Here is a 24,264-nt window from a genome sequence, read left to right as displayed (position 1 = left end):
CGTCGACGTGCGAGCCGGCCTCTGACCTCGCCCCCGGCAGGCCGCCGGGGGCGAACGATCAGGAGGGGGCGGTCACGGAGTGAGCTGCCACTGCTGGATGTACCCGACGTCGTACGCGGCGGTGTCCTGGACCCGCAGCTTCCAGGTGCCGGTGACGGGCTGGGCGGAGGCGTCGACCGTGAAGGTCTGGTCGACGTTGTCGGCGCTGCCGCCGCTGTGGTTCAGCAGCGAGTAGACGGTCCCGTCGGGCCCGACCAGGGAGACCGTCAGATCCCCGCGGTAGGTGTGGACGATCTTGACGTAGACCTGGGTGGTGGCCGAGGCGTTCCCGGGCTGCCCGGTGATGACGATCGGCGACTCGACGGCGGCCCCGGCGTCGGGGATGTCCACCCTGGTGCCGTTGGCGAAGACGTTCGCCACCCGCCAGGTGAAGGCCACCGAGACCGACGCGCCCGTGGTGTCGGTGACCGTCACGGTCACGGCGCTGGTGCCGAGGGTGGTCGGGACCCCGGAGATCAGCCCGGTGTCGTCGATGGTCAGCCCGTCCGGCAGGCCGGTGGCCGTATAGGTCAGCCCAGCCCCGGAGTGGGTGGTGTAGGCGCTCGTCCGGAGGGAGACCTGCTGCCCGACCCCGCTGATCTGGTCGTCGATCGGGGCCACGTTCACGCCCGGCGCGATCCGGTCGCCGACGTGGATCGCGGCCCAGGCGGCGGCGACGGCGAGGTAGGTGTCGCTGTACGCGCCGAAGAGGTCGGCCGCGGCCTGGAGGGTGGCGGTGCGCGCCCCGGCGTAGTCGGTGCTGGAGGTCATGTACGTGGTCAGGGCCCGGTACCAGATCCGCTGGGCGTTCTCGATGCCGATGCCCGTGACGGGCACGCCGTCGTACGTCGGACTGTCGTAGGAGACACCGTTGACGGTCTTGGCGCCGCTGCCCTCCGAGAGCAGGTAGAAGAAGTGGTTGGCCGGTCCGGAGGAGTAGTGCACGTCGACGCCGCCCAGCGAGGAGTCCCAGTAGTCGCGGGACGCCCCGTCCTTGGAGGGCTGGTCCATGTAGCGCAGCGGGGTGCCGTCGCCGTTGATGTCGATCTTCTCGCCGACGAGGTAGTCGGGGGGATCGGCCGGCAGGTCGGCGTGGAACTCGACCGCGGCGGCGAAGATGTCCGAGGTCGCCTCGTTGAGGCCGCCGGACTCGCCGGAGTAGGCGAGGCCCGCGGTGGCCGCGGTGACGCCGTGGCTCATCTCGTGGGCGGCCACATCGAGGGCGGTGAGCGGGTGCGCGTTGCCCGCGCCGTCCCCGTACGTCATGCAGAAGCAGCTGTCGGACCAGAACGCGTTGACGTAGTTGTTGCCGTAGTGGGCCCGGCTGTAGGCGGCCACGCCGTCGTTGCGGATGCCGTCGCGGCCGAAGACGTCCTTGTAGTAGTCCCAGGTGGCGGCGGCGCCGTAGGCGACGTCCACGCCGGCGGTCTGCCGGTCGCTCTGGGTGCCGTCGCCCCAGACATCGTTGTCATCCGTGAAGAGGGTGCCCGTGCCGGACGTCCCCTGGTTGAGGTCGTAGGTGCGGTGGCCCGCGCGGTCGCCGTCCACGAGCTGGTAGACGGATCCCGACGGTGTGGTGCCGAGCGGAACGGTCCCGCTGTACTGGCCCGTGCCCGTACCGGTGCGCACCGCCTGGTAGTCGAAGAGGGTCTTGCCCGAGGTGGCGTCGGTGATGACGTGCAACTCGCTCGGGGTGCCGTCGTCCTGGGTGCCGCCGACCACCGACTCCCAGGCCGGCACCGGCTTTTGCGCGGCCGCCCAGACGACGCGGCGGGGGGTGCCGTCGAGCGCGGGGTGCCTGGCGTCGTCCTTCGCGGCGACCGTGAGCGCCGTGCGGGCGGCGGTCGAGGAGGTGACGCGGGTGGCGGTGGTCGGTATCTCGATGCGGGACGCGGCGGTCTCGGAGACGGTGGTCAGACCGTCCTTCTGATGGACGACGAGGTCGCCGCCGAGGACCGGCAGACCCGCGTACGTTCGCTCGTAACGGGTGTGCGTGGTGCCGTCGGCGTCCTTCTCGACGTCCTTGACGACCAGCTTCTCCCGTGGGCCGAGGGCGAGGAGCTCGGCGGTGGGGCCTGCCGCGGCGGTCGCGCTCTTGAGCAGTGCGGCGTGCGCGGCGGGGGACAGCCTCGCCGGGGCCCCGCCCGCCCGGGGGGTGGCGTGGATCTTCGCGTGTTCGCCGCCGCGGCTCTGGTCGGTGGGGGCGGCGGAGGCGAGGCCGGTCTGCAGTCCGGTGGCGAGGAGGGCGGCGGCGCCCGCGAGGGCCACCGACGTACGCGGTCGCCGTCGGTGCGGGGAGCGGGGGGAGGGGGACAAGGGGTTCTCCTTCAAGGCGATGATCGGCCGTGGTCGAGGCCGAGAGGGCGGGCCGGCGAGGTACGGCCGGCTGCCGACGCGCTGAGCAGAGAAGGGCGTTGCGCGAGGCGGCCCGCGAGGGGCGTGTCGGAACTCGGCGACGCGTGAGAGACGTGCGAGTGAGGGGGGCGGTGAATGTTCAGGAGAAGATTGCCATCACTCGCCTTGACTTGTCATGGAAGTGACAAGTCAACGGCTGAAACTGGCTCAGGCTTGCTTGATGTCAACCCCCGCGACGGGTCGCTTGAGGACAACGCCACTGCGGGCGCCTTGAGTTCGGTCTCGGTCCGCGACGGCTGCGGACCTCGCTCACGCCACCGCGTCGCCGCCACCCCCGCGAGCACCACGGCTGCCCCCGCGACGACACGCGGGCCCACTTCCTCGTGGAGGACGGCGGCGCCCAGCGCCACCGAGACGACCGGCAGGAGATAGCCGACGGTGGCCGCGCTGGTCGCTCCCTCGTCCGCGACGAGCCGGTAGCTGAGATAGAAGGTGAGCCCGGTGCTGCAGATGCCGAGGACGGTGACGGCGAGTACGGCCCGCGCGTCGACGGCGAAGTGCGCCGTGGCGCTGCCCGCCAGGGCGGCCGGAGCCGACAGGGCAGTGGCGGCGAGGAGTTGGGCCGCGGACAGGGTCAGGGGATCGGTCCCCCGGCCGGTCAGCCGGCTTCCCATGTAGGCGAAGCCGACCGCGTAGCTCGCTGCCGCCGCGAGCAGGGCGAGCGTGCCCCCGCTCAGGAGTCCGGCGCTCTCCCAGGGTGCGAAGATGAGCAGGGTTCCGGCGAATCCGAGTGCCAGCCCGCCCAGTCGGACCGGATGCGTTCCGCGCGCCGTGCCGAGGGCGGCGCCGAGCAGCACGGACCACAGCGGAGTCGTCGCGTGCAGCACGCCGGCCAGTCCGGAGTCGACGGTCCGCTCACCCACCGCGAAGAGCAGGAACGGCAGCGCGTTGCAGAAGAGGGCGGCCACGGCGAGGCGCCCCCATGTCCGGCGGTCCCGTGGCAGCGGTCGGCCGGCGGCCCGGGCCAGGGCCAGCAGGACGGCCGAGCCGAGGGCGGAACGGGCGAAAGCGATCTGGAACGGCGTGAGTCCGCTGTCCAGGGCCAACTTGATCCACAGGAATGCCGACCCCCACAGCAGTGCGAGCACGGCGATACGTACGAGCGAGCCACTTCGGCCGTCGGTCACTCTGTCCTCCTCGCGCCATCGATCGGCTTCGAATGCTGCCGGGCGGTTCACAACAGGACAAGCGAAGGGTTCTTCACGACCTTTAAGCTCAGCTGCATGATTGACGTGCGACGCATGCAAGTCCTCCGCGCGGTCGTCACCAGCGGTTCGATCACCGCGGCGGCCGCGAATCTGGGGTACACCCCGTCCGCGGTCAGCCAGCAGGTGGCGGCGCTGGAGAAGCAGGCCGGGACGGCGCTGCTCGAACGAGTCGGCCGCGGTGTCCTGCCCACGGAGGCGGGCCGGTTGCTCAGCGACCACGCGGCCGTCATCGGCAGGCAGGTCGCCGACGCCGAGCGGGCGCTGGCCGACCTGCGGGCGCGTGCCGAAGGGCTGCTGTCGATCCGCTACTTCGCCACGGCCGGGGCCGCCCTCATGGCACCGGCCCTCGCCCGGTTCCGGCAGGAACACCCCGGCATCCGGATCGACCTCAGGATGACCGACCCCCGCGACCCGCTGACCGAGGTGACCGAGGGCCGGGCCGATCTCGCCCTGGTGGTCCGCTCACCCGACCGGCATCACCAGGGCATTCGCTTCGTCCATCTGCTGGACGACCCCTACCGCGCGGTCCTGCCCGGCGGGCACCGGCTCGCCGGCAAGCGGGTCCTGGACCTGGCCGACCTCGCCGACGAGCCGTGGGTCCGCAGCGACGGGCCCGGCCCCTGCCTGGACGCCGTCGTCGACAGTTGCGCCGCGGCGGGCTTCAGCCCGAACTTCGTGGTGGAGAGCGAGGATCACGCGACGGCGCAGGGCTTCGTGGCGGCCGGCCTCGGGATCAGTCTCATTCCGGCGACCGGACTGACGAGCCGTCATGCAAGTGTCGTCGTACGCAAGTTGCGCAGGCCGGAACCGGTCAGGGCGATTTACGCGGCCGTACAGGACACGACACCGCCGAGACCCGCGCTCCACGCGCTGCTCGACGCGCTTCGGGACGTGGCCCTGCGCTGACCGGCCCTTCATCTCCCGGGACACCGGACCGACTTGACCGCCGACCGCCGACCGCCGACCGCCGTGGCCGCGTGCGACGATTCCGGCCAGGTACACGACCGGAGCCCAGGGACAGGACGCGATGATCGGGAGCGAGTTCCGCAGTGATGACCTGCCGGAGGCGGACAGGTTCGACTTCTGGCGGGAGATGGTCAGCCGGACCCGGTCGCCCTGCGACATCACCAGCACCCACCTCACGGACTTCTGGGCGCGCCACCGCCTGATGGAGCTGGGGCCCGCGACCGTGTGGCCGACCTCGTTCAAGCCGACGCGCTATCGGCGGAGCCCCAGGCTCGTCCGTCAGTCGGACCCCGAGCTGTATCACCTGACGCTGCTGCTCGACGGGCGGATGGCGCTCGACCACGCGGGCCGGGCCGAGGTGTTCGGCCCCGGCGACCTGCACATCGCCGACAGCTCCCAGCCGTACGACCTCAGGCCGGCGGACCAGGACGACCGCGTCGCGGTCCGCGGCATCGGCGTCGACCTGCCGAAGGACCTGCTGCCCCTGCCGCCGCACCGGGTCCGGGAGTTGCTGGGCCGGGCCCTGCCGGGGCGCGGGGGAGCCGCCGTCCTGCTCACCGAGTTCCTGCTCGGCGTCGAGCGTCAGGCCGACCGGCTGGAGCCGTACGACGCGCCCCGGCTCGGCACCGTCGTCGTCGACCTGGTGGCGGCCTGGCTGGCCCATGTCCTGGACGCCGAAGCGGTGTTGCCCCCGGAGAGCCGCCAGCAGGTCATGGCCCGACGGGTCCAGGCGTTCATACGGCGCAACCTCCACGACCCGGAGCTGACACCTCCCGCGATCGCCGACGCCCATCACATCTCGGTCAGTTACCTGCATCGGCTCTTCCCCCGGTACGCCGGGGGCGAGACCGTCGCGGCCTGCATCCGGCGGCTGCGGCTGGAGGGGGCCAGCCGCGACCTGGCCGACCTCGCGCAGCGCACCACGGCGATCCATGCGGTCGGCGCCCGCTGGGGCATTCCCCGCGCCTCCGACTTCACCCGCTCGTTCCGTGCCGCCTACGGCCTGTCGCCCAAGGAGTACCGGTTCCAGGCTCTGGCCGGTGCCGAATGAGGGGAACCGTCGACGCAGTGCCAATCACCCGTGGACGCAGTGCCAACACGAGATGATCCAACTCGGGCAGTCTCGACGGGTGAACACCGCACCCACTGAGGGAGACCCCCCGATGAAGAAGAGACAGAGGAATCGCGCCGTCACCTTCCTGGCCGCGGCCGCCCTGGCCGGCGCGAGCTCCCTCACGCTCGGATCGACCGACGCCGCCGCGGCCGGCTTCACGTTCGAGAAGAGCGCCGTGTCCTCCAACGGCAGCTTCACCATCGCCGCCTACTACGGCGGCACCTACGCGGGCATCATGGAATGGAACGCCGACCCCATCCAGGGCGGCGACATCCCCGGCGACGCCTTCAAGGTGGGCGACTACTACGCCGACGGGTACGGCATGGGAGCCAGCATGATCTCCCCGGTGACGGGGCGCCAGGCCACCACGCGCGGCCACACGTCGCCCTACGAGAGCGCCTGGAACAGCGGCGACCTGGCCGAGGGGACGACGGTCTACATCCAGCTCTGCGCGGTCAAGGGCGAGGCCTTCTCGTGCAGCCTCGCCTACAGCGGCCACGCGTGACGGCCCACTGACCGGTCCACTGGCGGCCTGCCCTCGGCGCACGGGGGTCGAGGGCAGGCAAGGGCTCGCGGGGGACACCGGCGATCCCGGCGTCTCGTAGGGACACCGGCGATCCCCGCGGCGGATGCCATCCGTTACGCTGCGCGAGCCCCGGCGCCGACAGCGCCGGAACCCGTCCCCCTGTTCCGAGAGTGAAGCGCCATCATGGACGACCGCATCCCCGACGACATAGCCGGCCTCGCCACGGCCGAGGGCCTCGGCCGCCATCGCGGCACGTTCCTGCCGAAACGGCTGGGCGTGCTGATGATCTGCAACTTGCTCTTTCTGACCGTCGTCGGGTTGTTCATCTTCGTGCTCCCCGGGCTCCTGTTCGCCTGGATGCTGGTGCAGACCCCCAATTTCTCCCGCAAGTCCGCCGCTCGTCGGCTGTACTTCTTCGAGCAGGGGATGATCGAGACCGACCGCAAGGGGCAGCCCGCCGCCTTCCGCTGGGACTCGATGATGGCGCTTCAGGCGATCACCGAGCGGTACGTCAACGGCATCCACGTCGCCACGAAGTACCAGTACACCCTCCACAAGGGGGACGGCACGGTCCGCAAGGTCACCGACTTCTACGCCGAGCCCGAGCGGTGGGGGCCGTTCATCCAGCAGGAGATCGCCACGGCGCAACTGCCGGGCATGCTGCAGATGTTGGAGGCGGGCCGGACGTTCACCTTCGGCGACATGTCCCTCGACCGCGGCGGGGTCACGGCGGCCAAGCGCGGCGCCATGACGTGGTCGGAGATCGAGGACGTGCGCGTCAACAACGGCGTGGTGGCGCTGCGGAAGTCCGGCAAGTGGCTCTCCTGGTCGAGCAAGCGCGTGAAGGACATTCCCAACTTCCTGCTCTTCCTCGCCCTGGTGGACCACCTCCGCCGCACCTCCGCCGTCCGCTGAACCGGGATCCTGTTCCCGGGGAGACCGCCTGGCGCGGGGCCGGCATCATCCGGCCGGGCGGTCCAGCGGGTTGGCCCGGACGCGCTCGGCGAGGCCACATGTGCCGGACGATGACCTCCGACAGCCGCTGCCTGCGCTCGACCGGCCACCCGGCACCCGCCGCGAACACCCAGGCCACGTGTCCGCCGGCCGCCTCGAAGTCGACCGTGTGGCTGTCGAACTCCGCCACCGGGCCGAAGTCGTGCGGCAGCGCGGCCACGTACAGCCCGGTCTGCTGAACGGCCCGGGACAAACGGGCTGAAGGTCCCGCATGCTCGGGACCATATCGCCTTAAACGGGACGGGTGGGGCGCATAGTCTCGACCGTATGCCCCTGACGATTCCCGACACCATTGCCGCATCCGTGGACCTGGCCGTGAAGAAGGCCCGGCTGGTTCGCTCACCCGCCCGTTACCTGGTCTCCGCGATGCTCGCCGGTGTCTACATCGGTATCGGCGAGGTTTTGATGCTCAGCGTCGCGGGGCCGCTCGAGGCGGGGCACTCCGGTGCCGTCAAGCTGGTCGAGGGCATGGTGTTCCCCGTCGCCCTGACCCTGGTGATGTTCGCCGGCGCCGACCTGTTCACCAGCCAGTGCATGACCATGACGTTCGGCACGCTCAGCCGCCGCACCACCTGGCTCGACACGGCGCGGATCTGGGGGATGTCCCTGGTCGGCAACCTGACGGGGACGGTGTTCTTCGCGCTGATCATAGGCGCGGCAGGGACCGTCAAGTCCGGGCCCTCCGCCGCCCTGCTGGGCAGCCTGCTGGCCGCGAAGGAAGTCGAGACAGGGGGACAGCTGTTCGCGCGGGCCATGCTCTGCAACATGCTGGTCTGCCTGGCCGTGTGGATGTTCACCCGGACGACCAGTGACGGGGCCAAGGCCTTCATGGTGTGGATTCCCGTGTTCGCCTTCGTCTCCAGCGGCTTCGAGCACAGCATCGCCAACATGTCGCTGTTCTCGCTCGGCATCGTCAACGGTCAGGCAAGCGTCGGCGACCTCGCCCACAACCTCGCCTTCACCGTCCCGGGCAACATCGTGGGCGGCGCGGTCCTGGTGGCCGGGGCGTATTGGTTCTCGAACCGCGGCACCTCGAAGTCGGTCAAGGCCGTCGACGTCCCCGAACAGCCGTCCCTCCCCGCTGTGGACACCGTCCCCGAACAGCCGTCCCTCCCCGCTGTGGACACCGTCCCCGAACAGCCGTCCCTCCCCGCGGTGGACACCGTCCCCGACGAGCTGCCCCTCCCCGCCGCGGACCCCGCCCCCCGGACCCTCACGGCGGTCTGAGCCCGGCGTTCAGCCCCGCCGGTTATCCTGCCTCGTTCGAACAGGCCAGGGAGGTCCCGCACCATGAGCAGCACCATGTCGTCGTTTCCCGAGCGGATCGAGCTCTCGGGGGAGGGTCTCGTCCTGCGGGACTGGACGGAGGCGGACCTGACGGCGATGCCGGAGCTGTTCGACCACCCCGACATCGCGTACTGGACGCCGATCGTCTCCCCCTTCGACGACGCCGCCGCCCGCGCACGCCTGGACCGGGCCCGTCAGCTGCGGGCGGAGGGCACCGCCGTCCTGCTCGCGATCACGGTCGACGGCGGAGCACCGCTCGGCGAGGTGATGGTGCGCCGTTCCCCAGAAGGCACGGAGATCGGCTACGCGGTGGGCCCGGCGCACCGTGGTCAGGGGCTCGCGGCGCGCGCGGTACGGGTGATGGCCGCGTACGCCTTCGAGCAGCTGGCCGCAGAGCAGGTGATCCTGGAGCTGGAGGCCGAGAACGCGGCCAGCGTCGCCGTGGCGACCAAGGCGGGCTTCACCCTGCTCGACGTTCCGCTGATCACCGGCGAGGAGAAGGGCCGCCCCTTCACCCTCCAGACCTGGGGTCTCGACCGAACCTGACCGCAACGGGCGTCCCTGACCGACCCGGACCGCCCCTGAGCCGGGCCGCCCGCCCCCCGAGGCCGCCCGCACATCCCGCACCTACCAAGCCCGCCAAGCCGCCCGAGGCGGAGCGTGCCGCCCGCCGCCGGATATCCGATGGCGCGCGCGGCGACAGAACAGAGAGCATGAACGGCCGCCGTCCCGCGCGAGGGACGGCGGCCTTTGCCGTGCGCCCCTTGGAGGAAGTCTGCATGACCGTACTGCCGCTGGTCCGACGTGTGCTGGGCGACGGGCCCTTCGCCGAGACCGGATTGCCGAGCCTGGCCGTCATCGACGAAGGCGCGCGCAGGATCGCCGTGGCCGGTGACATCGGGCGGCTCCAGTGGAGCGGCTCCGGGACGGCGGACGCACGCTGGACGGGCGACCGGATCGGTGTCTACGACCGGGACACGCTGCGCTGCGAACACCTCGTGCGGTCGAGGTACCCCGTGCACGCGGCGGCCTTCCACCCCACGCTGCCGCTGCTGGCCGTCGGCACGGGCTCCTACGACGGCGGCTACTCCTTCGAAGGCGAACTCCTCCTGGTTCACCTGGACTCCGGCACCGTGGTGTCCGCGCTGCGCCACGCGCGGGAGGTGCTGAGCGTCGCATGGTGCGGTCCGGGGCGGCTGCGTCTGGTTCTGTCCCCGTGCGACGACTGGGAGAACGACGACGCGCATCAGCAGGGGCACACGGTCGTGCTCACGCGGGCCGACTGGACGGCGGTGGGCCCGAGGACCGTCGGACCGGACGAGCTGGCGGCACCCGTGGGGCCGGCCGCACGACCGGATCACCGGGCCGAGGCACGTCGTCTGATCGCGGAGGCCGCCGCCGAGGTCGGTCGGCAGTGGTCACCCCGGCGCCGGGTGTGGGCCGTCCGGAGCGGCGCGGACGGCCGGGTGCTGGCCGCGCTCGACGGGGTCCTGGCGGAGTCGTGGCTGCCGTCGGGGGAGCGGGAATGGGCGGTCGCGGACGAGGAGGGCGGCCGCCAACTGGTCCCCGCCCCCGACGGGACCTCGGTGTGGACCAACGCCGAACGCCGCATGCGCCGACGCGACGGGGTGTGGGAACGGCCGGCGCCGCGGATCGCGCGCGTGGCCCTCGACACCGGGCAGGTCCTGGAGACCCTGGACCTGGAGGAGGCCGGGGTGCTGGTCGCGGGCGGCAGCAGGGTGGTGCTGAGACCGACGGACCACCGGCGTCGGCGCCCCCGAAAGCAGACGATGTACGGCCTCGACGATCGGCAGGAGGGCCCGGAGGTCGGCGGCTTCGACCTGTTCAACCATCCGTTCGACGTCCGGCGCGCCAGCCGGCCGTACGTCCTGGTGGGCCGGCGCCCGGACGCGCCGCACAAGGACAAGTGGGTCGTGGCCGTGGGCGCCGACGGGACCACGCGGCGGCTCTTCCCGCACTCCTGGGAGCCCCGGGAGCACCACTTCGGCGGCCCGGCGGCCGAGATCGGGCAGAGCCTGGTGTACGCGGGAGCGGTCCACGACGGGGCGGGTCTCCAGCCCGGTGGCGCGTATGTCGTACGGCGCTCCCTGGACGGCGCGGTGCGGTGGCAGTACCGCGTCGACCATGCGGCCACCGCGCTCGACGTCGACGAGGACACGGTCTACGTCGCGGACAACTCCGGCGCCCGGACCGCGCTGGACGCCGACGACGGCACGGTGCGGTGGCAGACCCGACTGGAGATCGACGGGACGCCGACGACGGCGCTGTCTCTCGCGGTGGCCCCGCGCGGGACCCTGCTCGTCGGGACGGTCGACGGCCGGATCCTGGAGTGCTCGGTCCGGCGTGCGGGGCGGGCGAACGCGCTCCCGAGCGGGTGAGTCGCGCGCAAGAAGCGCAAGCTGCGCAAGAAATCGACGTAGACTTGCAGAATCCTAACTGAATGCTGGAAATATGTGCCCTGCGTCTTGTCCGGTTCTCGCTGCGCGCCCTAATGTCCCGGTACGCAGCGGCACGGCTCCCTGACGGCCGTGCCGCCGCGCACCGAGCTGCCCTCGGTGTCCTCCGCTCCCAGAGAAACGAGACCCCGATGGCGCGACACCCCCTCCCCGCGGCCGCCGACCGGCTCCGGGGCCGTACGCGAAGACCGGCGCGCACGGTCGTGGCCGTGACCGCGGCCGCCGCAGCTCTCGTGCTCGGCTTCGGCGCTCCGGCTCCCGCGGCCGCGGGGCACGGCGGCGGCGCGGGCGCCCCGGCCGTGACCCGGGCCGGACTCGACCCCGCCCTCGTCACGGGGCGCGGCGCCGCGGTGGACTTCGTCGAGCAGGAGGCGGAGAGCGCGGCGACGAACGGCACCGTCATCGGTCCGGACCGCACCGCCTACACCCTGCCCTCCGAGGCGTCCGGCCGCGCGGCGGTGCGGCTGAAGCCGGGCCAGTACGTCGAGTTCACCCTGCCGCGCGCCGCCGACGCGCTCACCGTGCGCTACAGCATTCCCGACGCCCCGCAGGGCGGCGGCATCACCGCGCCCCTCGACGTCACCGTGGACGGCGGTCACCGCACCACGATGACCCTCACCTCGCAGTACTCCTGGCTCTACAACCAGTACCCGTTCAGCAACGACCCCCAGGGCGACCTGCTGCACCCCGACTGGTGGATCACCGAGTGCGGCTGCGTCCCGGCCTCCACCACCCCGGCGCCCACCATCGACAAGCCGTTCCGGCCCAGCCACTTCTACGACGAACAGCGACTGCTGCTCGGAAAGAGGTACGCCGCAGGAGACACCGTCCGCCTCACCGCGCCCAGGAACACCGCCGCGGCCTGGACGGTCGTCGATCTGCTCGACACGCAGCTCGTCGGCGCCCCGCACGTCGAGAAGAACGCCGCGAACGTCCTCGCCTTCGGCGCCGACCCCACCGGCCGGCACGACGCGGCCGACGCCATCGACCGGGCCATCGCCTACGCCAAGAAGCGCCACCTCAAGGTGTACCTGCCACCGGGCACGTACCAGGTGAACCACCACATCGTCGTCGACGACGTCACCATCGTCGGCGCCGGCAGCTGGTACACGATCGTCAAGGGCCACCAGGTCACGCTCGGCACCCCCGCCCCCGACGGCTCGGTCCATACCGGCGTCGGCTTCTACGGCAAGGACGCGGCGGACGGCGGCAGCCACGACGTCCACCTGTCCGGCTTCGCCGTCGAGGGCGACGTACGCGAACGCGTCGACACCGACCAGGTCAACGCCATCGGTGGAGCGCTCAGCGACTCGACGGTCGACGGCCTCTACCTCCACCACACCAAGGTCGGCATGTGGTTCGACGGCCCGATGACCGGTCTGCGCGTCACCCGCACCCAGATCGCCGACCAGATCGCCGACGGCATCAACTTCCACACCGGCGTCACCGACTCCAGCGTCTCGGACACCTTCGTCCGCAACACCGGCGACGACGGGCTCGCCATGTGGTCGGAGAAGACGGCCGACGCCCGCAACGTCTTCGCCCACAACACCGTGCAGAGCCCGGTCCTCGCCAACGGCATCGCGCTCTACGGCGGCACCGACAACACCGTCACCGGCAACCTGATCGCCGACCCCGTCCGGGAGGGCAGCGCCATCCAGGTCGGATCCCGCTTCGGGGCCGAACCGTTCACCGGCCGACTGGGGATCACCGACAACACCACGGTCCGCTCGGGGCCGTTCGAGCTCAACTGGAAGATCGGCCTCGGCGCCATCTGGTTCTACGCCCTGGAACGGGACATCGACGCCGACATCCAGGTCACCGGCGACCACTTCCTCGACAACACCTACAACGCGATCATGCTCGTCTCCGACTTCCCGGTGAAGGACAAGTACGCGATCCGAGGGGTCCGCTTCAAGGACATCCAGGTGGACGGCACCGGCACCTCCGTCCTCAGCGCCCGCTCCGCGGGCTCGGCGTCCTTCGAGAACGTCGACGCCCGCAACGTCGGCGCGGTCGGCGTCAACAACTGCGGCTCCTTCAACTTCCCCACCACCGGATCCGAGTTCACGGTGAACGACCTCGGCGGCAACGACGGCGGCGGCACCACCGGACCCTGGCTGGCGTCCTGGGAACTGCCGAACACCATCACTTGCGACGACCGGCCCGCGGTGGTCCCGCCACCGGCCCCCGCGCCCTGGCCGGGCACGCCCGCCACCGACTGATCCCTGCCCAACCGACTGCCGCGGCGGCGACCGATCCCCATCGGCCGCCGCCGCGGTCTGCCGTCGTACGACCTCGTACGACCTCGTACGGTCCCTGCCGGGACGGATGCGTGGGCTCAGCAGTTATTCTTGTGGGCTGGCCGGGGCCGACCGCCGCACTCGCTGCGCGGACGTGTCCGCACCACACCGCTCCGTTCCCCGGCCCGTCGCCCTTCGAAAGGTTCTCCCGCACCATGCCCTTGGCTCTGCTGGCCCTGGCTGTCGTCGCATTCGGCATCGGCACGACCGAGTTCGCCACGATGGGGCTGCTGCCCCAGATCGCCGACGGGATCGGTGTCTCCGTACCGCACGCCGGCAACGTCGTGTCGGCGTACGCGCTCGGTGTCGTCGTCGGCGCCCCGCTGCTCACGGGCATAGGCGCGCGCGTCCCGCACAAGCGGCTGCTGCTGCTCCTGACCGGCCTGTTCGTGATCGGCAACACGGCATCCGCCCTCGCGCCCGGCTTCGGCACGCTCTTCGCCGCCCGCTTCCTGGCGGGCCTGCCGCACGGCGCGCTGTTCGGCGTCGGCGCCGTCGTCGCCTCGCGGCTGGTCGCCGCCGACCGGGCGGCCCGCGCCGTGTCGAAGATGTTCCTCGGACTCACCATCGCCAACATCATCGGAGTGCCGCTCGCCACCGCCCTCGGACAGCACCTGGGCTGGCGTGCCGCCTACGGGGCGGTCGCCGTCATCGGCCTGGTCGCGCTGGCCGCGCTGGCCGCCTTCGTCCCGCACCAGCCGCGCGGCGAGCAGTCCGGCATCCGGCACGAGCTGCGGGCGATGGGCAACAAGCAGGTCGTCATCGGTCTGGCCACGGCCGTCGTGGGTTTCGGCGGCTTCTTCGCCGTGTACAGCTACCTCGTCCCGATGCTCACGCACCTGACCGGGATCTCCGACACGTCGACGACCTGGGTGCTCGCGCTCTACGGCGTCGGCATGACGCTCGGCACCCTGATCGCCGGACCGCTCACCGACCGCGCGCTGCGCCCGACGATGTACTGGGGGCTCGTCCTGCTGGCGGCGGCCCTGGTGACGTTCTACTTCGCGGTCCACAGCACCGTGCCCGCGCTGGTGATGATCACCTTCATCGGCGCGATGGGGTCCCTCATCACCACGCCGATCCAGATGCTGCTCATGGCCAAGGCCAAGGACGCCCCGACGATGGCGGCGGCCTCCAACCACTCGGCCTTCAACCTGGCCAACGCGGGCGGTGCCTGGCTCGGCGGCCTGGTCATCTCCGCCGGCTGGGGCTGGGCCTCCCCCAACCTGGTCGGCGCGGTGCTCGCGGTGGCCGGTCTGGGTCTCGCCTTCACGGGCGGTGTCATGGACCGGGGCGCGCGGCGCTCCGAGGTGATCACGCAGGCGTCGCCGGTGGCCGGGCAGGAGACGCCGGTCCCTACGGCGGACTGAGCGGCCGCCCGGGACCGGTCGCGGACGACCGGGAGCGCGGGTTCTACCGCCGCCGGATGAGGCCGAGCTCCGTGGCGACGGCCACGGCGGCGGTGCGGGAGTCGACGTCGAGCTTGGCGTAGATGCGGGCCAGGTGGGACTTGACGGTTCCCTCGGTCAGGTGGAGGCGGTCGCCGACGGCCTGGTTGGACAGGCCCTCGGCGACCTGAGAGAGGACTTCGGTCTCGCGCCGGGTCAGGGCGGTGCCCGGTTCGCGGAGCCGGTGCATCAGGCGGTCCGCGACCCTGGGGGCCAAGGTGGTGCGGCCCGCCGCGGCGGTGCGCACGGCGGCGGCCAGGTCCTCCGGCGGGGCGTCCTTGAGCAGGTAGCCGGTGGCGCCGGCTTCGATGGCGGGCAGGGTGTCGGCGTCGGAGTCGTAGGTCGTGACGATCAGCACCCGGGGGGCGCCCGGCCGCGCGGTGATCCGGGCGGTGGCCTCCGCACCGCCCATGCCCCGGCCGAACTGGAGATCCATCAGTACGACGTCGATGTCGCCCTCGGCGGCGCGGGCGACGGCGTCCTCGGCGGTGGCGGCCTCGGCCATGACGACGAGACCGGGTTCGGTCTCCAGCACGGCGCGCAGCCCGGCCCGTACGACGGGGTGGTCGTCGGCCAGCAGCAGACGGATGGGGGTGTCGATCACGGTCGGGCCTCGGGCTGGGTGTCGCGGGGGGTGTTGAGCCGGGTGTCGTGCCGCGTCTCGGGCCGGGGCTCGGCATGGACCCCCGAGCGGGTCTCGGGCCGGGGCTCGGCCGGTGGGACGAGGGGCACGCGGGCGGTGAGGGCGGTGCCGCGGTCGGGGGCGGATGCGACGGTGAACGTGCCGCCCAGGGCCTGGGCGCGGGCCCGCATCCCGGTCAGCCCGAACCCGCCGGCCTCCGGGTTCGGCACGGGCAGCCGGGCCGGATCGAACCCGCGGCCGTTGTCGACGAGGTCGAGGGCGACCTGGTCACCGAGGTAGGTGAGCGTGACGTCGGCGGTGGTGGCCTCGGCGTGGGCGACGGTGTTCGCGAGGGCGGACTGGGCGATGCGCAGCAGTGCGACCTCGTGCGCGGTGGCCAGCGGGGCCGGGTCGCCCGTGAGGTGGAAGCGCGCGGTCAGCGGGTGCCGGGCGGACGTCGCGGCGCACAGGCGGTCCAGGGCGCCGGCCAGGTTGGTGCCCTCCAGCGTGGGCGGGGTGAGGGCGGCGACGAAGCGGCGGGCCTCGGCGAGGTTGTCCACGGCGGCCTGCCGCGCCTGGCCGACGTAGCGGGCCGCGTTGTCCGGGGCGTGGGGCAGCGCCCGTTCGGCGGCGCGCAGCAGCAGTTGGATGCTGGAGAGTCCCTGCGCGAGGGTGTCGTGGATCTCGCGGGCCAGACGGTCGCGTTCTGCCAGCACACCGGCGGTGTGCTGGGCGGCGGCGAGGTCGGCGCGGGTGGCCACGAGCTCCTCGATCAGTCTGCGGCGTTGCTCGCTCTCCCGGTAGAGGGCCTGATATCCCCACACCACGGCGACCGCCACGGCGGCGCCGAGCGCGGGCCCGATGGCCATGGCGGGGCTGAAGGAGTCCTGGTGGGCGGCGAACCCGGCGACGGCGACGGCGGCCGTGGCGGCCACGGCCGCCAGTCCGGCGCGGCGGGGAAGCAGGTGCAGCTGGAGGAAGTACAGCGGGAACGCCACCCATACGGCGTCGGGCGACAGGACGAGCAGCCCGACCCAGCAGACACCCACGGCAGCCAGCCACAGGGCGGCGGCCCGCCGTGAGCGCCGTACGCGCGGCAGAGTGGACCCGGCCGCGTACACCAGGCCGCAGACCACCGACGCGGCGACGATCACACCGGCATGGGCCGGGCCGTCCACGACGGCCCGGCCGGCGGTCAGGGCGAGCAGACCGAGGACCAGCAGGTGCAGGCACCAGGTCAGGGTCCGGGTGGTCGGGGTCGGGGCGGGGGCGGCGGTGTTCACAGTGCGTCCCACATTACGGAGCCCGGCACGTCGAGGCCTCTGTCGAAAGGTGGAACCCGGGGGCCGACTTCCGGCCCGCCAAGTGCGGTCCTGCGCCGGACGCGCACGGACGGGGGCGGCCGCGAGGGTGGAGCCGTACCGCTTCCACCGCCGGAAAGGACAGGCCGAGGCCGTGTTCGTCGCCTGGAGAGACCTCAAGTTCGCCAAGGGGCGCTTCGCCCTGATGGGGACCGTCATCGTGCTGATCACCCTGCTGGTCGGGCTGCTGTCCGGGCTGACGGCCGGGCTGGGGCAGCAGAACACCTCCGCGATCACGGGCCTGCCCGCCGACCGGATCGCCTTCCAGGCCCCCCGCGGCGGGCAGGACCTGTCGTACGCCGATTCCACCGTCACCGAGCGGCAGTGGACGCGGTGGTCCGAGGCACCCGGTGTCGAGAGCGCCGACCCGCTGGGCATCACCGTCACCAAGGCCACCGCGGGAGACAGGAGCACCGGCGTCGCTGCCTTCGGCGTGGAGCCGGGCTCCCGCCTCGCCCCCGACGGCGACAAGATCGACGATCGCGCGGTGGTGCTGTCCACCACGGCCGCCGACGACCTCGGCGTGACGCCAGGCGATCCCCTGGACGTGGCAGGTCAGCGGCTGACGGTGGCCGCCGTCCGCGGCGACGCCTTCTTCAGCCACACCCCGGTCGTCTGGACCAGCCTGGACGTCTGGCAAAAGACCGCGCCGCCCGGCGGCGGCAACGGGGCGAGAGCCACCGTCATCGCGCTGGACACCACCTCTCGCGCCGACGTGGCCGCGACCGACCACCGGGCCGGCACCGTCACGGTCACCGTCGAGGACTCGCTGTCCGCGATCGGCTCCTACACCTCCGAGAACGGGTCCCTGCTGCTGATGCGCGGCTTTCTCTTCGCCATCTCGGCCCTGGTCATCGGGGCCTTCTTCACCGTCTGGACCATCCAGCGCAGCGGCGACGTCGCCGTCCTCAAGGCGCTGGGCGCCTCCACCGCGGGCCTGCTCCGGGACGCCCTCGGCCAGGCCGTGGTCCTGCTCGCCGGCGGCACCCTGCTCGGCACCGGCATCGCCACCGCCCTGGGCGCGCTGGTGGCCGGCTCGGCCGTGCCGTTCCTGCTCACCCCGGCGATCGTCCTGATCCCCGCCGCGGTGATGATCGCCCTCGGCGCGCTCGGGGCCGGACTGTCCGTCCGCCGCATCACCTCCGTCGACCCGCTGACCGCCCTGGGGAGCGCCCGATGAGCCTGAACCTGACCGGGATCACCCTCACCTACCCCGACGGCGACTCCCGCCTGACCGCTCTCGACCAGGTCACGCTCGACGTGCCGCGGGGCACGCTGGCCGCCGTGGTGGGCCCCTCCGGGTCCGGCAAGTCCAGCCTCCTCGCGGTCGCCGCCACCCTGATCACCCCCGACTCCGGAACCGTCACCGTCGACGGCACCGACACCACCGGCCTGCCCCGCGGCGAACTCGCCGCACTGCGCCGCCACCGGATCGGCATCGTCTTCCAGCAGCCCAACCTGCTGCCCTCCCTCACCGCCGTCGAACAGCTCCAGGTGATGGCCCGGATCGACGGCCGGAGGCCGCGCACCGCCCAAAGTCGTGCGAGGGAACTGCTCGACGCGGTGGGACTGGCCGACCAGGCGAGCCGCCGCCCCCACCAGCTCTCCGGCGGTCAGCGCCAGCGCGTCAACATCGCCCGCGCCCTGATGAACGACCCCACGGTGCTCCTGGTGGACGAACCCACCAGCGCCCTCGACCACGAGCGGGGCGCCACCGTCATCGACCTGATCACCCGCCTCACCCACGAGCGGTCCACGGCCACCGTCCTGGTCACCCACGACCGCACCCATCTCACCGCAGCGGACCGGATCGCCGAAGTCCACGACGGGCGTCTACGCCTGACGGCCCCGCTGGGCCAGGACGGCCCTGGGCGTTACGTCGTATGAGGACCCGAGAGTAGACATCTACGGACATGCCGGTCCTATTGTCATGGCGCCGGAGCGCGAGCAAGCTGTGCCGCGATGCCCGGTGCCGGGGGACGGCCAGGAGGCCGGGGCGGGGGAGAAGCCGTACGGCCGGGCCGTTCGCCGCCGGCGAGGACGGCGCGGTGAGCCATGCGCGCACGACCTCGAGCACGGCGCTCACGGCGCGCCCGGACCGGACGCGGCGCACATCACGAGCCCGGACCGGGCGCTGCGCGCACCACGGGCCCGGACCGGGCGACAGCCGAATCGGCAGTGGAACAGACGCAAGGGGGAGACCATGGCAAATGACCAGAACTTACCCGTGCACGGTGGGATCGTCGTGGGGCCCGAGCCGGGCAAGCCGGGCGAGTCGACCGAACCGGCCGTAGGGGGCGCGCGGGGCGAGTCGGCCGGGCGGGCCGCGGGGAGCCCCCGCGGCGGATCGGCCGAGCAGGTGGCCCGGGGCGCGCGGGGCGCGTCGCCGTCGGGACCCGGCCGTATCGTCCAGCGGTTCGGCCGTCTGGGCATCCTGGAGACCGCGCCGGACGGGAGCGCCCGGACCGACCCCGGGTCGGTCCGCGCGAGCGCCGACGACCTCACCCCGGACGACCTCGAAGGGCTATCGGACACCGAACGCCTGGCCGTCGAGGCGCTGCGGCTACGGGAGTCGGCGGACTTCCGGGCCGCGAAGCAGCAGCGCACCCGGGACGGCGAGTCCTGGGACCTGGGCGACTGCACCGGATTCGTCGCGCCGCCGGAGGCCGGACTCACCGCGGCCGCGGTGACGCGGCCCACCAGCGCGCAGTTCGAGGGCAGGGTCGGGCTGGGTGTCGTCTTCGTCAGCGGACCCGGCGAACTGGCCATCTCCGCGGCGGAACAGGCGAAGATCGTCGCGGAACTCCAGGAAGGGATCGGCTGGTACATCACCGTCGCTCCGGCCACGGTGGGCCTGTCCTACGTGTGGACCGTCGCGACGGTCGACCTCGACCTGCCCAAGGCCGACCTCGACCTGGACGCCCGCGAGCAGTACTGGCTGGCACCGACCCTCAAACAACTCCGGACGCAGACGGTCCTGGACTACGTGGAAGACCTGCGCAACAGCCATGCCACGGACTGGGCCTACTGCGCCTTCTTCACCAAGTACCCTCTCCGGCACCCGGGTTACGCCCAGCTGGGCGGCCCGTACCTGGTCATGGACACCTCCGGGAGCACCTGGGGACCGGACAACATCGACCGCGTCTTCGCGCACGAGACCGGGCACATCTTCGGCTGCCCCGACGAGTACGAGAAGGCCCCCTGCGCCTGCGGCGACCTGTTCGGGCGGTTCAACGTGCCGAACGGGAACTGCGAGACCCGGGCGGCGGGGCGCGGCGTCCCGTGCATCATGAAGGTGAACGACTTCCAGCTCTGCGACTACACCCCGAGCCACCTGGGCTGGTCGGTCCAGGGCCCGCTGCTCAACCACAACAGCAGCCTGGTGGCCGACATCGCCGGTGGCAGCCGGGGCGACGGGGCCGCGGCCCTCCAGTGGCCGTACGCGGCCGGCAGCAACCAGCGCTTCCACCTCCAGGCCGTCGGCAACGGCGAGTTGCGCGTGGTGGCGGACCACTCCGGCAAGGTGCTCACCGTCTCGGGCGGCTCCACCCAGGAGGGCGCGGACGTCGTGCAGTGGGTCTGGGACGACCGCGACCACCAGCGGTTCACCCTGGAGGACGCCGGCGGTGGCGTGTACCGGCTCAGGGCCAAGCACTCCGGCCTGGTGCTCGACGTCGCCGCCCCGCAGGGCAAGAACGGCAGCCGGCTGGTGCAGTCGACGTACACCGGGGTGCCCCACCAGCAGTGGACGTACCGCGGTCAATGGATCATGGCGCTGCACTCCGGCAAGGTGATGGACGTACGCGGCGGCAGCGTGGACGACGGGGCACAGGGCGTCCAGTTCTCCCCCGGGGTGGGGGACAACCAGCGGTTCCTGGTCGAATCCGTGGGCGACGGCTACGTGCGCCTGGTGGCCGCACACTCCGGCAAGGTGCTCGACGTGGCCGGCGGCTCTCAGGACAACGGGGCCCAGCTCGTCCAATGGCCGTGGTCCGGCGGCGACAACCAACGCTTCCAGATCATCCCGGTCTCGGACGGCTACAGCCGCATCGTCGCCAAACACTCCGGCAAGGTGCTGGACGTCCAGTACTCGTCGGTCGACGACAGCGTCTCGGTGGTCCAGTGGGACTGGAACCTGGGGGCGAACCAGCGTTGGAAGCTGCTGTAGCTCGCGCGTGGTTCGCGGATGACGAGACTGGCCCGGCGGGCCATGGAGCCCGCCGGGCCAGTCTCGCCGCCATGGTCCTGCACCCTGTACGGGTCGGTCGCTGGTGGCGTCACGCCGTGAAGACGGCGAGAGCGAGCGACACCGTGCCGGCGGGTGCCTGCCCAGCATGGATCTGCAGTTGGCTGAGGTCCTCCACGCCCAATGTCCAGCGGCCGTGCTGGAGATGGGAGGGAAGCGTGACCAGCCCGACCGCGACGCCGTGATCTGCCGTGACGAGGCGCTGAGTTCGGCCGCCGGGGCCGTTGAGGACGAACAGGACGTTGTGGCTCGCGGCGCCGAATCCACCGGCGGCCACGGTGATGCGCTGTCCGGCCGTGAAGCCGGAGGCGTCGATGAGCAGGGGACTGACCTTCGTCGGCGCGGCCCGATTGACCAGACTCTGGGCGACCTTGGTCGCTTCGGCCTTCTCGGGCAGCGGCACGCGGTGCAGCTTCTCAGGGTCCAGGTGCGTGACGGACTCGACACGAAGCTTGCCCGGGAGAGCATTGGCCTTGTCCGTGGAGCTGCTCTCCTGGAATCCGGGAGGCAGGGCCCGCTTGGCCGCATTGGAGCGGGCAGTCGATCCGCTCGGTGAGCCGTCGGCATCCGAGGGCGCCGGATGGCTGCTGCAGCCGGTGACGGCCAGGACGGTGACAAGGACCCCGATCAGAGCGTGCGATGTCTTGTATCGGAAACGATCAAACATGGGTACGGACCTCACAGAACGAAGAGAAAGAGCAGAAGATCGGAGGCTTCGAGCTCGATGGCCCCGGTGGCGACCTCTCCCTCGATCGCCGCCGCTTCCGCGGCCGTGACCTCGGAAGCCACGGCTTCGGATGCCGTCGCTTCCGCAGCGGCCGCCGCTTCGGGCAGGGAACTGTCCGCTTCGAGGGCCTCCGCCAGACCGCTGCGGGTGCTTTCATAGGCGGCTCGTTCCGCCGCCTCCGACACGGTCACCCCGTCGAAGTGAGCGGCTTCGGCGGCGATGCCCTCCACCGCGTCCCCGCTGACCTGCTCGGACACATCCTGTATCGCGGCTTCCTCCGTCATGCCCATGGCTTCGTCTTCGGCGATCTTCTCCTCGAACTCCTTGAGGGGCACCCCGACCGACACCTCCAGGGAGGGGCCGAAGCTGGCCTGGAGGAGAGCATCGTCGTGGGAGACCAACGTGACCTCTTCCTGGGCGGCGACGAACTCCGCTGAGGCGATGTTCAGCGAGAGGGACGCGTCGCCCTTACCGGAGAAGGCCAGAGAGAGGGAGGGGTCCGCCTCGAGCTGCTTGAACGCCATCTTCTTGAACTCGTGCTTCACCTTCTGGCCTCGAGGGGCACCAGGCAAAGAGGTCCAGGCGGCCGCGGCCGCGGAGTACGTGAACGGCCCGAAGACCGAACGTGCTCCTTCCTTCGCCGTCGCGCCGAGCGACATCACTCCGTCGTCGAAGCCGTCGGGTGTGCGCAGTGCCGTAGTCACTCCGTGGGCGCACAGCTTGATGGCACCGGGAACGTAGCTCACCGAGATCTCGCCGGGTATGGGGAGGGAGAGGTTTCTCCCCGAGACGGGGATCTTCTTCGAGGAAATCAGACCGAGTTCGCGCTCCACCGACACGGCGGCGTTCGGCTTGCACTCCGGGTCGTCCTCGGATGCCGCATCAGACGATGCGACGCCCAGCCCCTGATGCACCGCGTCGATCTCGGCCTGGACGGAGGCGATCCGGGCAGCCTGTGCGGCGAATTCGTCCAATGCGGCGGCGCACACCGAACGCTGCGCGGCGGGAAGTGTGCAGGAGCCCTGCACCGCGGACACCTGCCAGCCGTCGGACCCGGTCGTGTCAGCGGCCACCAGGACGTGTGTCGTCTCTCCCGGCTCGGCAGGTCCCCCCAGGGCGTGGTCCGGTGACCCGGTCGCCGGGAAGGACACCAGGGCGGCCTGTGTCTTGGCAACCCCGGTGGAGATCGGCACCACGGTTTCGTCGGCGGACGGCGTGGTGCACTGTTCTCCCTCCACGTGCGGGATCGATCGGAAGTAGGAGCAGGCGAGGTCGACGTTCCCCATGATGCCGCCTATGGAGAAGTCGAATTCGAGCGCTGGTGTGATTTCGTAGGGGTCCGTGAGGGTGACGGTGTACATGCCGTCCGCACCGGCGGCCACGTCGCAGGCATAGCCGGCCGGTCCGATGACGTAGCGGAGGAGGCCGTCTTCGCTCAGGGGGTCCTGCGCGCCGTAGACGGTTGCGCCTCGCGGCAGTTCGATGGCCGCGGAGAGTCGAACCGTCTGCGGGATCGGCTGCGACGGGGCATCGATTGACAGGCCCGTCTCGGGAATGGGGCAGGGTGTCACAGCTACGGGATCGGATTCGCTGTCCGACGCGGAAGCGTCGGCCGCCGACGCGGAGTAGGTCAGGGTCACCGCGAGTGCCACGACGAACCAGCGCCAGCCGTGATGCCTGCGAAGAGGCACACGTTCAGACGCGGTCGCTTCGGCGTTCCGCATGGGTGATTCCTTCACGGAGTCCGGTGGTGCGGACCGTCGGAAGAACCGGGGCATGTCGCATCGCTCCCTGCTGCGCATTCATGACGTGGTTGAGGGGAGAGCCGTGGCTGAACGCCGAGCGCTGCGTGGAGCGGCGGCGCGGCCGACCGCCTGGCAGGCACGGGTCTCGGTACGGGGTAAGGCCGTTCACTCGACGGGCCCGGACTGTCGCGGGTGAGGTCGACTGTCGGCGACTTGCGGTGGGTTGGGTCGTGGGCGGCGATCCGGCCGGCCTGCGAGGGGCGGGCGATGGCGGTCGCCCGAGCTGCCCTGCCTTCGATGACGGACTCAACGGCCCATATCGCCGGGGGCCCTGCTGTCCTCAGTGGCCGTGCGTAGTAGTGGCCGCCTCCACCGTGGCGTCATGGTTCACGGCGCATGACGGACGGCCTTCGACCGCGAGACCGCGGGTGCGGGGACGGAGACATGACACTTCCCATGAATGGCCAGGGCGGGAAACGGAACCGGCTCCTGTCGGGGTGACGGGATCGGGAGTGCCGCAGCGCGAGGGAGCGGCCTTCGAGTGGCGATCTTGATTGCATAGGGCAGCTTTCGCAAGCGCCATGCCCGGTTGGCGCAACAAGATCCGTATTGTGTGCACGATGTGAAGCACATGTGTTGATCCTGTGTGGCCGGATAGGGAGAACCGGCGCGACAGGGCCTCTCGGGGCGGCCTGGGTAGGAACCCCCGCCTGTGTGGATCTGTGCCTTCAGTGTGATGGCGAGATGATCGGGAACGGTTGAGGGG

Annotated in this window: 19 protein-coding genes; 13 read left to right on the top strand and 6 right to left on the bottom strand. The window is 71.5% G+C overall.

The window, feature by feature from the left end; all coding sequences use genetic code 11:
• Positions 1–72 precede the first annotated feature (72 nt).
• Entirely contained in the window at positions 73–2,355 is a 2,283-nt protein-coding gene (locus WN71_RS32855) for a M4 family metallopeptidase (protein WP_046591888.1), read from the bottom strand.
• A 212-nt stretch (positions 2,356–2,567) separates the two neighbouring features.
• On the bottom strand, positions 2,568–3,581 hold the full coding sequence (locus WN71_RS32850) for a DMT family transporter (RefSeq protein ID WP_046591889.1): 1,014 nt from the start codon (positions 3,579–3,581) through the stop codon (positions 2,568–2,570).
• Between the two features lie 96 nt (positions 3,582–3,677).
• Between WN71_RS32850 and WN71_RS32845 the strand changes: the two genes are divergently transcribed.
• The 10 genes from WN71_RS32845 to WN71_RS32805 all read left to right on the top strand — a co-directional run bounded on the left by WN71_RS32845 (position 3,678) and on the right by WN71_RS32805 (position 14,719).
• On the top strand, positions 3,678–4,568 hold the full coding sequence (locus tag WN71_RS32845; protein WP_046591890.1) for a LysR family transcriptional regulator: 891 nt from the start codon (positions 3,678–3,680) through the stop codon (positions 4,566–4,568).
• A gap of 121 nt (positions 4,569–4,689) precedes the next feature.
• On the top strand, positions 4,690–5,679 hold the full coding sequence (locus tag WN71_RS32840; protein ID WP_046591891.1) for an AraC-like ligand-binding domain-containing protein: 990 nt from the start codon (positions 4,690–4,692) through the stop codon (positions 5,677–5,679).
• 112 nt (positions 5,680–5,791) lie between these two features.
• Positions 5,792–6,247 (top strand): hypothetical protein, encoded by a 456-nt coding sequence (locus WN71_RS32835; protein WP_046591892.1) that lies wholly within the window; start codon positions 5,792–5,794, stop codon positions 6,245–6,247.
• Between the two features lie 204 nt (positions 6,248–6,451).
• Positions 6,452–7,183, top strand: a complete 732-nt coding sequence (locus tag WN71_RS32830) for a DUF6585 family protein (protein WP_046591893.1) — start codon at positions 6,452–6,454, stop codon at positions 7,181–7,183.
• Between the two features lie 110 nt (positions 7,184–7,293).
• Complete coding sequence (locus tag WN71_RS42360) at positions 7,294–7,461, top strand: hypothetical protein (protein WP_206300202.1); 168 nt, start codon at positions 7,294–7,296, stop codon at positions 7,459–7,461.
• Between the two features lie 88 nt (positions 7,462–7,549).
• Positions 7,550–8,509 carry a formate/nitrite transporter family protein gene (locus WN71_RS32825; protein WP_052743200.1) on the top strand — a complete coding sequence of 320 codons (960 nt, stop codon included), beginning with the start codon at positions 7,550–7,552 and terminating at the stop codon, positions 8,507–8,509.
• 63 nt (positions 8,510–8,572) lie between these two features.
• A complete protein-coding gene (locus WN71_RS32820) occupies positions 8,573–9,115 on the top strand; it encodes a GNAT family N-acetyltransferase (protein WP_046591894.1) in 543 nt (180 codons plus the stop codon).
• Positions 9,116–9,348: 233 nt separating this feature from the next.
• On the top strand, positions 9,349–10,968 hold the full coding sequence (locus WN71_RS32815; RefSeq protein WP_046591895.1) for an outer membrane protein assembly factor BamB family protein: 1,620 nt from the start codon (positions 9,349–9,351) through the stop codon (positions 10,966–10,968).
• A 209-nt stretch (positions 10,969–11,177) separates the two neighbouring features.
• On the top strand, positions 11,178–13,271 hold the full coding sequence (locus WN71_RS32810) for a glycosyl hydrolase family 28-related protein (RefSeq protein ID WP_046591896.1): 2,094 nt from the start codon (positions 11,178–11,180) through the stop codon (positions 13,269–13,271).
• Between the two features lie 233 nt (positions 13,272–13,504).
• Positions 13,505–14,719 carry an MFS transporter gene (locus tag WN71_RS32805; protein ID WP_046591897.1) on the top strand — a complete coding sequence of 405 codons (1,215 nt, stop codon included), beginning with the start codon at positions 13,505–13,507 and terminating at the stop codon, positions 14,717–14,719.
• 43 nt (positions 14,720–14,762) lie between these two features.
• Here the strand turns inward: WN71_RS32805 and WN71_RS32800 are convergent, their stop codons facing one another.
• On the bottom strand, positions 14,763–15,401 hold the full coding sequence (locus WN71_RS32800; RefSeq protein ID WP_046591898.1) for a response regulator: 639 nt from the start codon (positions 15,399–15,401) through the stop codon (positions 14,763–14,765).
• Positions 15,398–16,702, bottom strand: a complete 1,305-nt coding sequence (locus WN71_RS32795; RefSeq protein WP_079178296.1) for a sensor histidine kinase — start codon at positions 16,700–16,702, stop codon at positions 15,398–15,400. The genes WN71_RS32800 and WN71_RS32795 overlap by 4 nt, the downstream gene beginning before the upstream one ends.
• 172 nt (positions 16,703–16,874) lie before the next feature.
• Between WN71_RS32795 and WN71_RS32790 the strand changes: the two genes are divergently transcribed.
• The 3 genes from WN71_RS32790 (at position 16,875) to WN71_RS32780 (ending at position 20,948) form a co-directional block, all read left to right on the top strand.
• Positions 16,875–17,960, top strand: a complete 1,086-nt coding sequence (locus tag WN71_RS32790; RefSeq protein WP_046591899.1) for an ABC transporter permease — start codon at positions 16,875–16,877, stop codon at positions 17,958–17,960.
• On the top strand, positions 17,957–18,667 hold the full coding sequence (locus WN71_RS32785; RefSeq protein ID WP_046591900.1) for an ABC transporter ATP-binding protein: 711 nt from the start codon (positions 17,957–17,959) through the stop codon (positions 18,665–18,667). The genes WN71_RS32790 and WN71_RS32785 overlap by 4 nt, the downstream gene beginning before the upstream one ends.
• Before the next feature lie 316 nt (positions 18,668–18,983).
• Positions 18,984–20,948: an RICIN domain-containing protein gene (locus WN71_RS32780; protein ID WP_143074901.1), complete on the top strand. Its 1,965-nt coding sequence runs from the start codon at positions 18,984–18,986 to the stop codon at positions 20,946–20,948.
• Positions 20,949–21,057: 109 nt separating this feature from the next.
• On the opposite strand, the gene WN71_RS41605 is transcribed toward WN71_RS32780, so the two are convergent.
• Together WN71_RS41605 and WN71_RS32770 are read right to left on the bottom strand one after the other, a co-directional pair.
• Positions 21,058–21,693, bottom strand: a complete 636-nt coding sequence (locus tag WN71_RS41605; RefSeq protein WP_143074900.1) for a hypothetical protein — start codon at positions 21,691–21,693, stop codon at positions 21,058–21,060.
• Between the two features lie 11 nt (positions 21,694–21,704).
• A complete protein-coding gene (locus tag WN71_RS32770; protein ID WP_046591902.1) occupies positions 21,705–23,477 on the bottom strand; it encodes a hypothetical protein in 1,773 nt (590 codons plus the stop codon).
• Positions 23,478–24,264: the final 787 nt, after the last annotated feature.

This window comes from Streptomyces mangrovisoli (assembly GCF_000974985.2).
Classification (GTDB): Bacteria; Actinomycetota; Actinomycetes; order Streptomycetales; family Streptomycetaceae; genus Streptomyces; species Streptomyces mangrovisoli.
The sequence above is the reverse complement of the archived record's forward strand: the minus strand, read 5'-3'. Positions and strand labels throughout refer to the sequence as shown.